The 14,766-nt window shown below is 53.6% G+C and carries 18 protein-coding genes; 5 read left to right on the top strand and 13 right to left on the bottom strand.

The features are described from left to right. Positions 1-50: 50 nt before the first annotated feature. Both MTC_RS04715 and MTC_RS04710 read left to right on the top strand, forming a co-directional pair. Positions 51-719 (top strand): potassium channel family protein, encoded by a 669-nt coding sequence (locus MTC_RS04715; protein ID WP_014405540.1) that lies wholly within the window; start codon positions 51-53, stop codon positions 717-719. Then, on the top strand, positions 716-2,176 hold the full coding sequence (locus MTC_RS04710) for a TrkH family potassium uptake protein (protein ID WP_014405539.1): 1,461 nt from the start codon (positions 716-718) through the stop codon (positions 2,174-2,176). Before MTC_RS04715 ends, MTC_RS04710 begins: the two co-directional genes overlap by 4 nt. Here the strand turns inward: MTC_RS04710 and MTC_RS04705 are convergent. The 9 genes from MTC_RS04705 to mtrE all read right to left on the bottom strand — a co-directional run bounded on the left by MTC_RS04705 (position 2,166) and on the right by mtrE (position 8,554). Next, positions 2,166-3,446, bottom strand: coding sequence for a cation:proton antiporter (locus MTC_RS04705; protein ID WP_014405538.1), 1,281 nt, complete (start codon positions 3,444-3,446; stop codon positions 2,166-2,168). The genes MTC_RS04710 and MTC_RS04705 overlap by 11 nt on opposite strands. 123 nt (positions 3,447-3,569) lie before the next feature. Then, entirely contained in the window at positions 3,570-4,520 is a 951-nt protein-coding gene (gene mtrH, locus MTC_RS04700; RefSeq protein WP_014405537.1) for a tetrahydromethanopterin S-methyltransferase subunit H, read from the bottom strand. A gap of 15 nt (positions 4,521-4,535) precedes the next feature. Beyond that, positions 4,536-4,751: a tetrahydromethanopterin S-methyltransferase subunit MtrG gene (gene mtrG / locus MTC_RS04695; protein WP_014405536.1), complete on the bottom strand. Its 216-nt coding sequence runs from the start codon at positions 4,749-4,751 to the stop codon at positions 4,536-4,538. A 1-nt stretch (position 4,752) separates the two neighbouring features. Next, on the bottom strand, positions 4,753-4,968 hold the full coding sequence (mtrF, locus tag MTC_RS04690; protein WP_014405535.1) for a tetrahydromethanopterin S-methyltransferase subunit F: 216 nt from the start codon (positions 4,966-4,968) through the stop codon (positions 4,753-4,755). 12 nt (positions 4,969-4,980) lie between these two features. Beyond that, the gene (gene mtrA / locus MTC_RS04685; RefSeq protein WP_014405534.1) at positions 4,981-5,733 is read right to left on the bottom strand and encodes a tetrahydromethanopterin S-methyltransferase subunit A; all 753 of its coding nucleotides are present in this window, start codon (positions 5,731-5,733) and stop codon (positions 4,981-4,983) included. After that, positions 5,734-6,045, bottom strand: coding sequence for a tetrahydromethanopterin S-methyltransferase subunit MtrB (gene mtrB / locus MTC_RS04680; RefSeq protein ID WP_014405533.1), 312 nt, complete (start codon positions 6,043-6,045; stop codon positions 5,734-5,736). Between the two features lie 3 nt (positions 6,046-6,048). Beyond that, the gene (gene mtrC, locus MTC_RS04675) at positions 6,049-6,855 is read right to left on the bottom strand and encodes a tetrahydromethanopterin S-methyltransferase subunit MtrC (protein ID WP_014405532.1); all 807 of its coding nucleotides are present in this window, start codon (positions 6,853-6,855) and stop codon (positions 6,049-6,051) included. A 3-nt stretch (positions 6,856-6,858) separates the two neighbouring features. Beyond that, positions 6,859-7,635: a tetrahydromethanopterin S-methyltransferase subunit D gene (gene mtrD, locus MTC_RS04670; RefSeq protein ID WP_014405531.1), complete on the bottom strand. Its 777-nt coding sequence runs from the start codon at positions 7,633-7,635 to the stop codon at positions 6,859-6,861. 1 nt (position 7,636) lies between these two features. Next, on the bottom strand, positions 7,637-8,554 hold the full coding sequence (gene mtrE, locus MTC_RS04665) for a tetrahydromethanopterin S-methyltransferase subunit E (RefSeq protein WP_014405530.1): 918 nt from the start codon (positions 8,552-8,554) through the stop codon (positions 7,637-7,639). A 326-nt stretch (positions 8,555-8,880) separates the two neighbouring features. Here mtrE and MTC_RS04660 point away from each other — a divergent pair, with 326 nt between their 5' ends. Then, on the top strand, positions 8,881-10,665 hold the full coding sequence (locus MTC_RS04660) for a plasma-membrane proton-efflux P-type ATPase (RefSeq protein ID WP_202798148.1): 1,785 nt from the start codon (positions 8,881-8,883) through the stop codon (positions 10,663-10,665). Next, on the top strand, positions 10,632-11,282 hold the full coding sequence (locus MTC_RS13525; RefSeq protein WP_202798147.1) for an HAD family hydrolase: 651 nt from the start codon (positions 10,632-10,634) through the stop codon (positions 11,280-11,282). The genes MTC_RS04660 and MTC_RS13525 overlap by 34 nt, the downstream gene beginning before the upstream one ends. Positions 11,283-11,318: 36 nt before the next feature. Here the strand turns inward: MTC_RS13525 and MTC_RS13030 are convergent, their stop codons facing one another. The 4 genes from MTC_RS13030 to MTC_RS12635 are packed head-to-tail and all read right to left on the bottom strand — an operon-like array spanning position 11,319 to position 13,423. After that, the gene (locus MTC_RS13030) at positions 11,319-11,573 is read right to left on the bottom strand and encodes a hypothetical protein (protein WP_014405529.1); all 255 of its coding nucleotides are present in this window, start codon (positions 11,571-11,573) and stop codon (positions 11,319-11,321) included. A 13-nt stretch (positions 11,574-11,586) separates the two neighbouring features. Beyond that, positions 11,587-12,264: a hypothetical protein gene (locus tag MTC_RS12645; protein ID WP_014405528.1), complete on the bottom strand. Its 678-nt coding sequence runs from the start codon at positions 12,262-12,264 to the stop codon at positions 11,587-11,589. After that, the gene (locus MTC_RS12640; RefSeq protein ID WP_338036530.1) at positions 12,264-13,130 is read right to left on the bottom strand and encodes a radical SAM protein; all 867 of its coding nucleotides are present in this window, start codon (positions 13,128-13,130) and stop codon (positions 12,264-12,266) included. The genes MTC_RS12645 and MTC_RS12640 overlap by 1 nt, the downstream gene beginning before the upstream one ends. A 53-nt stretch (positions 13,131-13,183) precedes the next feature. Then, positions 13,184-13,423, bottom strand: coding sequence for a hypothetical protein (locus MTC_RS12635; RefSeq protein ID WP_143767071.1), 240 nt, complete (start codon positions 13,421-13,423; stop codon positions 13,184-13,186). A 244-nt stretch (positions 13,424-13,667) separates the two neighbouring features. Here MTC_RS12635 and MTC_RS04650 point away from each other — a divergent pair, with 244 nt between their 5' ends. Beyond that, a complete protein-coding gene (locus MTC_RS04650; RefSeq protein WP_014405525.1) occupies positions 13,668-14,741 on the top strand; it encodes a mechanosensitive ion channel family protein in 1,074 nt (357 codons plus the stop codon). Positions 14,742-14,766 lie beyond the last annotated feature (25 nt).

Below are 14,766 nucleotides of genomic sequence, written 5' to 3'. Positions count from 1 at the left end.
TTATAACATAAGCCCTAAAAATAAGAAAAGCATCCTGTAAGGGTATCAGCATGCATGTAATCATAGTTGGGCTGGGCGGCATAGGCCAGAACCTGGCAAGGATAGCTGTCTCAGAAAAGCACAACGTCGTGGTAATCGACATAAACCCCAAGAAGTGCAGCGATATAGTGACTAAGTATGACCTTATCAGCGTAAACGGCGACGCCACTTCGGCGGCAATTCTTGAAGAAGCAGGCATATCCGAGGCCGACGTGGTCATATCCACGACCGGCAGCGACGCGGTAAACCTCATGGTCATGCTCCAGGCAAAGGAGAAGGGGGTAAAATATCTCAGGGCTATCGTTAACGAGCCGGAGCATGTGGAGATATTCAAGAAGGCGGGCATCTCGATACACAAGAACCCCGATGCCATCGTAGCTGAGGACATCTATAATAACATGCTGAGGCCTGGCATTAACGACTTCGTAACCCTTGCAGGCGGAAAGGCCGAGATACTCGACATCATCATCAAGGAAGGCACCCATGCGGCGGGCAAGGCGATAAAGGACATCGGGCTTCCGAGTAACGTGCTCATTATAGCTATAGAGAGAGGGAATGACGTAATAATCCCTGATGGCAGCACCGTGCTTTTGCCCGGAGACTCGGTATTCGTTTTCATCAGAAGAAACCTGATAGACCGCGTTTTCAGCATGTTCTCGGTTGGCAGCCTGGTGAGATGATGCCGATAGGCAGGGATATGGCCATCATATTAAGCAACCTGAAGGGCCTTTTCATCATCATCGGCTCCATAATGCTGGGCATGGCCGCCATTTCGGCATATATTGGAGAGACGCAGGTAGCGGACGGCTTTTTCTACGGGGCGGTGCTGGGCATTGGGCTGGGGATGATACTGCATAGCTTTTATCCTGCCGGCATAGATCCAGAGCTAAGGCATGCGATGGTCATAGCTGCCATCGCGTATTTAGTCGTGCCGGGCATCAGCGCCATACCCTACGTGGTGACGGGGCATATGAGCCCGCTGGACGCCTTCTTCGAGGCGATATCCGGATGGACGGGGAGCGGCTTCAGCATGATGCCCGAGCCGCAAAGCTCACATCCCATGATCCTTCTATGGCGAAGCATCACGCAGTGGATTGGGGGGCTGGGCGTCATCCTGCTTATGGTTACCATACTCATCCGCCCCGGCACGAGCACATACATGCTCTACCAGTCCGAAGCGCGCAAGGATAAGATATTGCCAAGCATCCGCTCGACATTAAACGTGATATGGAGCCTGTACCTGGCCCTGACCATCCTGGCAATGCTATTGCTACTGGCCACAGGCCTACCGGCCTGGGATGCGCTAAACACTGCGATGACGGCGATAAGCACCGGAGGGTTCTCGATATATGGCGAGAGCATAGCCGCCTATCATAGCCTGCCCCTGGAGCTCGCGCTTCTGCCTATAATGGTGGCCGGGGCGCTGCCCTTTGCTGTCATGTACCGTACGGCAAGGAAAGGAGTATCAAAGCTATTTGATGATGCCCAGGTCAAGGCCTTTATTTTCATGATAGTTGCTGGCGCCCTGCTGCTCTCGATTGAAAACTATTACTATTATGGAAATATCGCTGAATCAATAAGGTACTCGGTTTTTCAGTTCATATCAGCCATAACCTGTACCGGCTTCCAGTCCGCGGACGTGTCACAATGGTCCCAGACAGCTCTCCTGATGATGTCCATAGCGATGGTCATCGGCGGCTGCGCGGGGTCGACAGCCGGCGGAATTAAGGTGGCAAGGGCCATATTCGTGGGAAATGAGGTCAAGCTGTGGTTCACCAGGATGCTCCACTCGAAAAACTCTATCGTGGCGATAAAGATCGGGGGAAAGCGTGTTACCGAGGACGTCGTGGACCAGGAGATGGCAGAAGCGTCACTCATATCCTTCCTCTGGCTCATCTCGGCGCTGGTGAGCGTGCTGCTGCTATCGCATATCGTAGGGCAGCGATTCGACCTGAGCCACATAATCTTCGCCGTGTGCTCCGCTCAGGGGAACGTAGGCATCACCTGCGGCGTCATTAACCAGTCGCTGCCTGCTATAGGAAAGCTCCTGGTCATAATGAACATGTGGGTAGGACGGCTGGAGATAATACCCGTATTAGTGTTGGTACGGTATTTGCTTAAAGGCTTTAAGTCGTAGGCCTGGTAATGTGCTTATATGCCTGGGTCATGGCTATGGGAGTCACCACGGTGGTAACGACTACCATGAGCACCACGGCCGAGAACACTTCGTTTGAGAATATCCCGGAGGTGGCGCCGATGCCCGCTATGATGAGGCCGACCTCTCCACGGGACATCATTCCAAGGCCGACGATGACCGCCTGATGCATGTCTTTGTTTAGAAGATACGCTGGAAGCCCGCAGCCTATGACTTTTCCTAGCATGGCCAGGGTGATCAATATGGCTGCAAACGCCAGCGAGCCTGCGCTTAGGCCCGTAAGGTCCACGTATGTGCCGATGACCACGAAGAAAAGGGGCGCCATGAGGAAGTTGATCTTCTCGGTCACCTCCTGGATGGTGTGGAGGATTTTAGTTTCCGCTATGGACATGCCCGCGGCGAAAGCCCCAAGTATAGGCGCCAGGCCCGCCAGGCCCGCAAGGTATGCGAAGCCGAAGCACATAGCTATGGCCGAGGCCTCCTGCGCCCCATCACACTTCAATATGCAATGGGTTCCGGGCGATTCCGGGCCATGTAATATCCCCTCTGAGTCTATGTATCTCGGGCACTCCCTGCGAGGGCATAGCCTGTTTATAAGCTTTGCCACCGCGAACACGCCCAGCAAGGTCAGGGCAAGCCAGAAGCCTATGGCTTTTGCCGCGACGATGCCTATGTCGACGAGGTTTAGCTCCTCGCCGCCCAGGAGGCCAAGCACTATTGCCAGTACGATGAGGCCGAGGACGTCGTCGATGACGGCTGCGCCTATGAGTATCCTGCTTTCGCTCGTATTGCTCTTGCCTATATCCTTGAGAACCTTGACAGTGATCGCTATGCTGGTGGCGGTAAGGGCGGCGCCGACAAGCAGGGCTTCTTTTGACGGATAGCCCCATAAGATGACCAATGTATAGCCTAATATGAAGGGGACGACCACTCCGCCAATGGCCACTGCGGTGGAGACCAGGCCACTCTTTGTGAAGTCGGCGAACCTGGTCTCCAGGCCTACGAGGAATAGCAGCATTACAGCGCCCAGCTCCGCGAACATCTGGACTGCGTCGTTCACGATGATGAGCTGCATTCCAAAGACGTGCAGGCCGCCAATGAGCGTGGGAGCCAGTATGATCCCGGCCAGGAGTTCGCCAACCACGGCAGCTATGTCGAAACGCCTGGCTATCTCTCCGCCGATCTTTGCGGCGAAGAGCAGCAAACAAAGGGTCAGGAGCGTTTCTAGCACGAAAGTATCGCTGGCAGACATCGAAAAACACCAAATACATTTTTATGGGTAAATCTGCCAGCTATTAGAGATACATGACTACTTAAGGGTTATGCTATAAAAAAGAATAAACAAGAGCTGGCATGGACGCCAGCCCTTCTATGCTTATATCAGCTTGGTCAGCGGCAGGACATCAGTCGCGAAGGCGGTGCCCATCTCCTTGGCGGCCTCTTCAACGATGATGTCGTTCATGGCAACCGCCGGGAAGACCTCCGGGGCGGCCTCGATCGGGCCGTACAGGCAGAAGTTGCAGCCAAGGGAGACGGCAATTATGTTCGTGCCAATGGAGGCTGCCTCCATAGCCTTCTCATGGCCCGGCTGCTTCTTATACTTCTTCAGCCATGGCCAGGCATCGGCTATGTTGTGGTAGCCGCCGCCCACCGGCTCGCCAAGCTGGGACTTCACGGCAAACTGGGCCCTGAAAGTCGAGCCGCTGCCCGCTCCAAGAGAGGTGGCCGCGACATCGACGAGGGGCCTGGTAACGCCCTTGTCCTTGGCGACGTCAAGCATGCCCTTGGTGTGGCCTGCGCCACCCTTGGTTAGTATCTCCATCCTGCCCTTCACCGATGGGTCCATCGGGTTGAATGCCAGCACGATGGCAGCGGTGAACTTCAGGGGCTTTATGGCGTTTAGCTCTGCCTCGGTTACCGCAGCGTTTATGGAGTTGTAGATGACCCTGTCAGACAGGCCCATCTCGTCCGCCCTCTTTGCGCCGACTATCTTTGCGGAAGCGGCGCTCGAGTCGACCAGGAATGCGTCCTTGCCGATGTCCGCATACCACTCTATCTCCTTGATCATGGCAGCGTCCGTCTCGGCCATGATCTGGACCCATATCTTGTTTCCAGTCGTATCGGACATCTCTTCCTGCGTCCTGACAAGCTTCTCTGCAGCTTCCTTGTTAAATATACCCTTATCCATATCCTCCTTAGATGCAAAGACCTTCTCCTTTGCATAGAATATGGAGCCCGCTAAAACGGTTGGGTACTCACCGGGGTTTCCGCCTACCTTGGCCTTGCCCACTTCGTAAACCTTTTGTGGTGTATCATACTTAAACATCGAATTCTCCTCCCATTACACTGTCGATAGCATCGACAGGATTATACTATATGCTACGTAGATCAATACTCCGAAGAGGAACCCGTATAGGATGCCTACTTCTCTGCCGAGCTTCCGGCCTTCGCTCTGCTGTATCTCGGCGTTGGTGAACTCCACCTTCTCCTCGATGACGTCGAGCCTCTTCTGTACAGCCGAAAACTCCTGCGGGTCAACTGATGCTGCCGGTATCATTTTAGATGCCTCCTAGAAGCGCCAGCGGGATCAGGACCATGCCAATGGCAAACAGGGCCCCTATCAGGAAGCCCCACACCTTGGTGGCGCCCACGGCCGAGGACAGCTTCTGGTTCCTGGCAGCAAGCTGAGCCCTGTAGCAGATATCATCGATGACGGGCACGAAGGCGCTGTCAGGGGGCGCCTGGGTTGCCGCAACTGCAACTGTTTCTGCCATGATTTAATCCTCCTACGGTTTCAATATTAGTTTAGTCCAGTCGATGCCGCCCGGGAACAGCAGTGACAGGAGAGCCACACACAGGACTATTCCTATGAATATGCCCTCCATCTTGCCCGCGTACCAGCCCATGGTGAACTTATTCAAGTATCCAATGTCCTTGACGTCGTTCTTTATCATCCTGAGCCTGGACTGGATGATGGCGAGCTCTCCCGATATCGGCCTTATCGCCGCACCGGCCTCGACTACCTCTTCTCCCTTCTCCTTGATCTCAACGAGCATAGGATCTGCAGGGAATGCTCCAGGGTCCTTCGCTATGGCATCCTTGATGGCCTGGGTTATCTTGGCCTCGTCCTCCACGTCGATCATGTTGATGATCTGGACCTGCTCCTGGAACCTCTTTATGGCCTCAGGCGTGAGGTTCTCAATGAACGGGATGGCTCCCTTCGCATTGATGATCCTCCCATCCTTGACGCCATACTTGTGGAAGCATACGAGGGTATCGCCTGATATGTGGCCTTTGACCTCGGAGCCGCACACGATGAGGAACCTGATGTTCGGGTTCGATATCACGTTGGCGACGAGCTTCTCGATGCCGATGTTCTCCGTCTTAAAGGGACCGGCTATCGCAGCGCCAGCCTTTATGGGGAACTGGCTAAAGTGCGAGCCCGTCGTCGCCACCGCCACACAGCTCTTCGGGTCTCCAACATCATACTCACCCTTGAGTACCGGCCATCCCTTTGCTGGTTCTTTCTTCTCCACCATTTATATCAACCCCATAAAGCGCAGGATTACGACCAGGAAGGCGACGAGCAGACCGAAGATAAAGCCGTAGAACATGTTGGTGAATATGCCAGCATAGTACAACGACTTCTCCCTGTGCGGGAATGACTCCAGGAAGTTGCCCGTCGGCGTGAGCGAGTTCATCAGGTCGTCTGCGTACTTGTCGAGCTTGTCCAGCGCCGCGTTCACGGGATCCATGGAGTACTTGACCATGTTTCCGCTCTCTGGAACGACCTTGCCAGTTTCGACCTCATAGACGAGACCGTATTCTGGTAATAGCTTTACGACTCCCATGATTTAGGCCTCCTTCTTGGGCAGCAAGCCCGTGCCGACCACAGGCACTCCGCTCTCCTTGACCTTCTTGAAGTAGGCGAGGTACGCATAAGCCCATGCTATCAAGCCGAGCACAACGGTGATCGCCGATGACACCACGTTGATCAGCGCTATCGAGAATATGCCGAACATTATGGTCGACAGCAGCGATGCCTCAACTGCCAGGGTGAGCGTCCTTCTCTGGTCCTCATCCGGGCCGAGGCAGGCGTTGAACGGGTGTAGCATCGGAAGCGCGCCTATCATGAACAGCGGCGCGATGAAGCCGGTGTTGAAGACCTTCGTGATCATGTCGCCATACGTGAAGGTGCCCGCCATGGTCACGGTGAAGCCCATCAGTATGATGCTCGCCGCTCCGGCTATGAATATCATGCCGAGCTGCATGGTGGGAATCTTCATCTTCAGGACGGCGTTCGCCAGGTAGCCTATGATGGCGCCCTGGATGAGCGCTATGGCCAGTGCAGCGACCGGGCCTACGTACACGACTCCAGCGTAATCGCCAATTTTAAGGCCGAGCAGCGTTGCGAGCAGGCCCATGCCGAACGCGAGCATGCCTATCGAGGGTACGCCGGTGCCGATACCATACTTACAGATCCTCCTCACTGCGTCTGCGCCCCATACTACCGCGAGTATAGCGCCGACTGCTCCCAGGAAGGAGAAGTAGGTCACGTTCATCATCGTGTTGAGCGCATAGGCCGCATATATGAATATAAGGCCGCCGACGATGCCAATGCCTGCAAGCATGTTCCAGTCGTATTCTTTCACTTCGGTCATGTCTTACACCCCCAGGAAAATCAAGGCTGCTGCCCATACTCCGAGCACAAATGACGCTATGGTACATGCAATGATGGCCCTCGGGACCCTATTGAACTTGGGGTCGTGGAATCCCTCGATGGTACCGGTGATGTTGTACGAGGCGAGCACGGAGTTCACGAAGAATATGCCGATGGCGACGAACGCCGCTGTGCCAATCGAGAACCCGCTTCCGTACAGTATGATGTAGCATAGCGCTCCGCCTGCGCCGCCCAGTAGCCCGCCGATGAGGGAGCTAATCACTGCAACGGTGGGAGTCCCGTGCCCTTCAGTACCCCTGGTAACGTATAGGTCCTGCCTGTCGCCGGTTATCGGGTCGAACTTGACCTTTGCTGAGACAAGCGGGACGCCGATCGCAAACGCGTACAGGACGTTGGCCATGACGGCCAGGATGACCATCATCAGCATGGCGCCGACGATGCCGGCCACGACTATGAGGACTATTGCCAGCAGGTTCGCTTGCAGCCCCGACAGGGAGAAAAGCGTGCCGCTCTGTACAGCTTGGCTAAAGCCTGAGTACGTGATCTTTCCGGACATTATCTCTTGTGTCACCAGTCCGGCGCTGATAAGCCCCAGAGCCCCCGAAGACATGGCGAGCATCGTCGTGCCGGTACCGATACCGGTCGCCTGTGCCATCGCGGCCGGAGCGCCGCCCACTGGCACGAAGTGTACTCCGATACCGACGAGAAGGCCGGCAATGGCGATGCCAATCACTACTATCGCTAAAGTTATCGGGTCCATGTTATTCCTCCGCAGACTTGTACGGACCGTATGTATTCCTGGTCCACATCTCCAGTAGCCTGTTGCCAATCACCCATAATAGGACGATTAGCAGGCCGGCCACCATTGCGCCCCAGCCATTCCAGTATTCGATGAAGAGTATGTGCCTCCACAAGTCGGCGAATACCGTTATGCCCAGGCCCAGCCCGGTGAGCGGAGCGCCGTGCTTGACGCAAAAGCCTGCGATGTCGATGCTGTTCCTCAAGCCCGCCTCACCCTTCTGGATGATCTTGCCAGAGTTGGCCGCAGCAAGGCCCGCGCCGAACGGCTTGTTCTGGTACTGCCTCTCCGCACCATAGTGGACATCACCAACCGCAGAGCCCATACCGCCTGCCATGATGCCCCAGAGCATTGCCAGTATCGGGAACGGGAATGGCTGTCCGATAATGATATTCAAAAGGTACGAGAACACGCTTATGCCCAAAGCTGCAATAAATGCATGCGCGATAATAGATGGCGTTGTCGTTAACAATATGTCCAGGTATATCGGCTGGCCAAATCTCTTCTGGCCGGATAACCTGCCCATGTATGCTGTTGTTGCATATACACCGTACATCAGGGATGCGATGGTCGCACCCGCAATAAGGCCTACCACGATGAACTCGTTTATGCGGGCGGCGCTGTTGCCTGCCAGCACGAACGCGATAGCGTATGCGATCGAAGCAGCCGTCGTGCATAGGAACCCATACGCTACTGGCTCACCGGATATGGCTTTATTGTACACTCGGTGAAGATAGCCTACCTGTGGCGCCAGTTGCACCTGGGAGTTCGCGTTGGACTGGGAACCAAAGTCTGATTCCAGGTCCTCGGCGGCCCCCGCGATGGTGGCACATGCGCCCATCAGCGCTAAGGCACCAAGGTTAACTGCCAATTGTTCCATTTGTTATCCTCCTCTTAAGTTTATAATTATGGAGTGGTGTAATTGCATCCATAATTAAGGCTATAAGTATCATTTTTAAAAGGGCTTGTAGACTAATAAAGCTTTCGAATTCCTCGAATTAAAAAGAAGAACCTGCGTTAGGCTTAAATGTATAAAATAAGGATGTTTAGCGAGCTATTTATTATATTAAACTTATTTTATTGTTATTTTTATTAAACATAGACATAGAAAGTATAGAGCATAATGGTTTAATGCCCATGGCCTCGGTGGCATAAGCTTTGCGATTTTATTAAATAAATTATATAATAATATATATGGCAGAATATATGATGCTAGTCTCTGATTTTTCAGCCGCTCCTGTTGAAGAGGCGCTAAGAAAGCTCGATACCAGCCTGGAGACCGGATTGACGTCCGACGAAGCGAAGAAGAGGCTCGCCGAGGTCGGGCATAACGAAGTGCCGGAAAAAAAGAAGAACGCCGCCTTAAGCTTTTTGAAGAGATTCTGGGGTCTCACGGCCTGGACGCTCGAGCTAACCATCCTTATCTCTTACGTTTTGGGCAGGCCTCTGGACCTTATCGTTATAGCTGCGCTCCTCATCGTGAACGCTGTGCTGGGATTCGCCCAGGAATGGCAGGCCGAAAGGGCGGTCGAGGCGCTGAAGCAAAAGCTGAGCATACGGGCCAGGGTGCTCAGGGATGGCGGCTGGTCAATCGTGCCCGCCAGGGAGCTCGTGCCTGGCGACGTCGTCAGGGTCAGAGCGGGCGACTTCGTCCCCGCTGACGTTAAGATAATCGATGGAGAGGTGGAAGTAGACCAGTCTGCCCTGACCGGGGAGTCTCTGCCTGCGGGAAAAAAAGCCGGCGATATACTATACTCCGGCTCGCTGGCGAAGAAGGGAGAGGCCACCGGCGTTACTATATTGACCGGGACGCGCACATATTTTGGCAGGGCGGCGCAGCTCGTGCAGGTTGCGCGGCCGAAGCTCTACGTTGAGACGGTTATTACCGGCCTGCTCGAACGGCTACTGGCGCTCGTCATCGTTTTGCTCTCCCTCGCCTTCGTGGCCTCCTATTTAAGGGGGGTGAGCCTTCTAGGGCTACTTCCACTTGCCCTTGTCTTGCTCGTTTCTTCAATACCGGTCGCCCTGCCGGCCATGTTTACGGTGACGATGGCGCTTGGCTCGCTCGAGCTTGCGAAGAAAGGGGTGCTGGTGACCAGGCTCAGCGCGTCCCATGATGCCGCAATGATGGACATTTTGTGCGCGGATAAGACCGGGACGATCACCATGAACAGGCTTTCCGTGGCATACATGGTAGGGATTGGGAGCCACTCAGAGGATGATGTGGCATTGTATGGGGCGCTGGCCTCTCAGGAGGCTAACCAGGACCCCATAGACCTCGCCTTTATCGCGGAGGCGAGGAGGAAGGGGCTTAGCTTAGAGGGGTATGCCCAGAAAAAGTTTACGCCTTTCGACCCGTCCACGAGGAGGACTGAAGCGACCATCGAGAAGGATGGGGAGGAGTTCACGGTGGTAAAGGGGGCGGCGCTTACGATAGCCGGGCTTTGCAACATCGACGGGGCGGAGATTGCCGACATTGAAGCGAGGGTTGACTCGTTTGCGAAGAAGGGCTACAGGGTGGTCGCAGTAGCTAAGGGGGGCATGCGAGGCTTCGAGCTTGTGGGGATGACGGCGCTTCATGACCCGCCGAGGCCCGACTCGGCGAAGCTTATAGATGAGCTGAGGGGCATGGGCATATCCACTAAGATGCTCACCGGCGATTCGCTGCCCATCGCCAGGGAAGTCGCAAAAGAGGTCGGAATCGGTGAAAACATCTCTGGGATGGAGGGCCTGAAGGGGATGGGCATCAATAGGGCCAGAGATGCGATAGAGAAGAGCGATGGCTTTGCCGGCGTCTACCCCGAAGATAAGTATCTCATCGTCAAGGCATTGCAGGCGAAAAAGCATGTCGTCGGGATGACCGGAGATGGCGTGAATGACGCCCCAGCGCTTAAGCAGGCTGAAGTCGGCATTGCCGTCAGCAGCGCTACCGACGTCGCCAGGGGGCCGCGAGCGTCGTGCTCACTGAAGAGGGCCTCCATGCAATCGTGAGCCTGGTGAGGGTCGGGCGGATGATACATCAGCGCATCGTCACCTGGATATTGAACAAGATCATAAAAACTTTCGAGATAGTGGTATTCGTGGTCGCTGCGTATCTGATCACAGGCGTATACGTGGTTGGCGCCTTCGAGATCGTGCTTTTGCTGTTCCTCATCGATTTCGTGACCATCTCTATAGCGGCTGATAATGCAAGGCCTTCGTTGAGGCCGGAGACGTGGGAGCTCGGGCCGCTGGTCAAAGCCTCCGTTTTGCTGGGCGTGCTCATGGTCTCAGAATCTCTGGCGCTACTGTACATAGCCATCCGCCTCTTACACTTAACGGATGCGACCGGCCTGCGCACCTTCACCTTTTGCATGCTTATCTTCGGAGGCCTGTTCACCATCTTCATGGTCAGGGAGAGGGGCTATTTCTGGAATTCGAGGCCCAGTAATATACTACTGGCAGCCATCGGTGGTGACATGCTCGTCACCACTATCGTATCCGTCTTCGGCATCCCAGGGCTTATGCCGATCCCCCTAGCATACGTGCTCATCGCGTGGGCCTGGTACCTTTTATTCGCGCTTCTCATCAACGATGCAATGAAAGTCCGCGTTCTACGGCTGCGCTGACAAAGCGAAAAACCATTTCTAAGCATACTTACCCAATTACTGGGCTATGATTAGACGGATGACCGAGACCCTCTCGAGCGACCGGAATAAGACGCCCTCAATAAAAAGCTGACTCTTGTAAACCCGTACCTCCCCCTGGCTTAATAAAGTCACGATGGGGAGCCTCAGAGTGGGAGGCGCGCCCATAAGCCTTGAATTCAAGCAGAAGGCTGCCGGCAGCGTGGTCGACGTGGCGGAAAAGTGGCGATATAACGGTATTAGTGAGGTACCGAAAGCCAGTGATGCCGGCATGCCTGACCCTTACCTAGAAGTAATACCATATCGACTTATATTCAGTGATGTCCTCCCCATCGTCGTGAAGCCTTTTTAGGTAATCGTAGATGGCCACGTCCGTGTAGATGTACGTGTCGCATATCGCTAACTTCGACTCCCAGGGATAGAAACGGTATGATCTTCGCCCGTCGGGCATTATCATGATGACTTCATGGTCCTGCCACGCCCTCAGGTGGGACTTTCCAAGCCTGGGAACGTTAAAGACGGGCTCGTCAGTCCTCACGATCCCCGGAAGAAGCCGTGCCTCCTCTTTCCGCTCTTGCTCGATGCGGGCGATGGGCACCCTGAAGTCAATCGTCTCTTCCTTGCCTTTAGTATTAAACGTGTAATACGGGTCAACGCCGCATACCTTCAGGACTTTACGGAGAAACGCCGTCTCGAACTTTCTACTATTATAATACGTGAAAACCTGCTGGTTATACACGCTCATGCCCGCTTTCCGTATCTTTTGAATCGCCTCCAGGGAGTCTGGCGTCATTTCCATGGGGTGCTCGAAGTGCGTGACGATACAGACTTCTCGCCTCCCGGGCTCATGGTACTTCTTCAGTACCTCTATAAGCCGGTCGCCTATCCTGAAAGGCATGGTCACCAGCACGCGTGTGCCTATCCTTATTCGCTCGACATGGCCGATGCTTGCCACTTCATCCATCAGCCAGCCGATAAGCGGTCGTTCAGAGTTAAAGGGTCGCCTCCGGTCACTAAAACTTCGGTGATATTCTCGTTTTCCCTTATCCAGTCGATGGCCTTTTTCACCTTTTCTTTAGTAACCTTTGCCTCGTCCAGGCACTTGATTTCCCAGTTCCGCTGGCAATATACGCAGATCTGTGGACATGAGTCATATGGCTTTAAAATGAGGATTTGAGGGTACCGGCGAGTAATGCCATCTATAGGGCTGGTCCATTTCTCGCCCATGAAATCCAGGTCGGCGCCGTAGCGGCGGTTTATGGATATCCGCTTACAATACCTTTTGCTCGGGAGGACCTGCGCCCTCACCGCACGGTCGTCATCGCTCTTTCCGTCCTTGTTGAATAGCGATAGATAGTACGGGGTTATCTGGAATGGTATCCGGTTTTTCTCCGCATATCTTAACGCCGATATCTCGTCCTTATCCAGGGCGACGAGAGCAGAGAGCGTCTTAACGTCTTTTATGATATGGGACATCTGCCAGGAAACGTCCCGCCAGTCTCCGTTCGATGCGCCGAAATAGGACAGTATGTCGTGCTTGAGCTCATCCCTTCTTTTGATCATCTCAGGGTCCAGCCCTGTCCTGTGGTCCAGCCCTGTCCTGTATCTCCTAAAATATTGCCTCATTTTCATAGAATAGTTGTCAAGCTGCTGGGATCGGATGGATGATGCCTGGACCCTATCGGAAGTCGCTCCACTATCGTATAGGGAGTCGCAAAAGATGTCCGACCTCCCATAGATACCTCTAAACAGGTATATAAATTCAGCCAGGAACCCCTCTTTTACCCGTGCTAAAGCGCCTTTCTTATCCTTCGCCAGGTTATATAGCACCTTCAAGGCTGAAAACCCTGTGAGGTGCTCGTTCTCGGTCCTTATGACGTTCTTCAGGACACGGATGCACTCCTAGCGTTGTTTTTTTCGATGATATGCAAATTTTTATAGTGCTTATCGGAATAGACGTTGAAATAGTGTCTTTCAAGGTCGTTCAAATGGTCGAAAAACAAGTCCCTGGCCTCGTGTAGGCTTTTCGCCGACGCCAGCATCTTCTTGATATAATGCCCTTCCAGCCACATCTCTTCCAGCAAATCCTCTTTGGACTTCGTGACGATACTTGCTTCGCTCACTGATCCTTTATGGTACTCATTGATGTGTATATGTTCCTTAATCGTGCCTATATTGCTCATGATAAACGGTTTACAGGTAACCCATTAAATATTTTCTCGTAAATTGGACGTAATTAAAAGCCGCTGATGCTCTATGAATATGATAAAAAACGGAATGCGTAGACTTGATACCTATAATATGCGGGCTGGATTATACACCAAGTATTTATATGGTAAGCTTAAAACCCTAAAATGGAGGTAAAGCATGAATTTCCCTCAGGCAGATATTCCCGAGACGGTTAACGTCCTGCTGGCGGCTGCCATATTCATCTCCTCAATTGGCCTGGCTTATATCCTGAAGTTTTTCATAGAAAGGCTCGGGCCGAGGCTTGTATCCAGGAGCCGTACCACGCTGGACGATGAGATCCTCAAGGCCATTAAAGGCCCGATACAGCTACTCGTCATCGCCCTTGGCGCCTATGTGGCGGCCCATATGGTAAGCATCATTCCTGAGGGAGCGTATGCATGGCTTAACTCCATAATGGTTATAGTGGCGATCTTCATAGCCGCATACCTGCTATCCAACATCGCGGCGACGATAATAAGCTGGTATGAGAAGAGGCTGGACGCTGGCAACGGCTCGAGGCTCGACGCATCGCTCATATCTTTCCTGAAGAGGCTATCGAGCGTCGTCATATACACAATAGCGATATTGATGGCCGTAGGCCAGTTCATGGAGATAACGCCGCTCCTGGCAAGCGTGGGAGTGCTGAGCATAGCGGTCGCCCTGGCCGCCCAGGAGCTTCTCTCAAACGTCTTCGGCGCATTTGCCATCCTTACCGATAGGCCGTACAAGATCGGCGACCGTATTGAGCTATCCGGCGGGGAATACGGCGACGTCATCGACATCGGCCTCAAGAGCACGCGGATAAGGACGCTCGATAACAAGGTCATCATCATACCGAACGCTGAAATATCGAAGTCCAGGATCTATAATTATTCAGAGCCAGACCTTAAGCTCAGGTACACGGTCAGGATAGCTATTTCCTATGACTCGGACGTCGAAAAGGCATCGAGCATACTCCTGGATATAGCATCCGGGATAGATGGCGTCTCAAAAGACCCGGCGCCAATCGTCTATGTAGAAGGGCTTGGCGACTTCTCCATTAACCTGGTTATGCTAGTATGGGGCAACAACTTCAGGAAGAACTGGGACATACCCGATAAAATATACAGGCAGGCATTAAGGCGCTTCACGTCAGAGGGGATTAAAATCCCATACCCGGTCAGGTCAGTTTTATTAGACGTTAAAAAATCGCCAATTTATGACCAATCATAGGAGGCGCCATCAGGAAATAATCAAA

It is taken from the genome of Methanocella conradii HZ254 (assembly GCF_000251105.1).
Classification (GTDB): Archaea; Halobacteriota; Methanocellia; order Methanocellales; family Methanocellaceae; genus Methanocella; species Methanocella conradii.
Note: the sequence above shows the minus strand (reverse complement) of the source record. Positions and strands in the feature narration are given on the sequence as shown.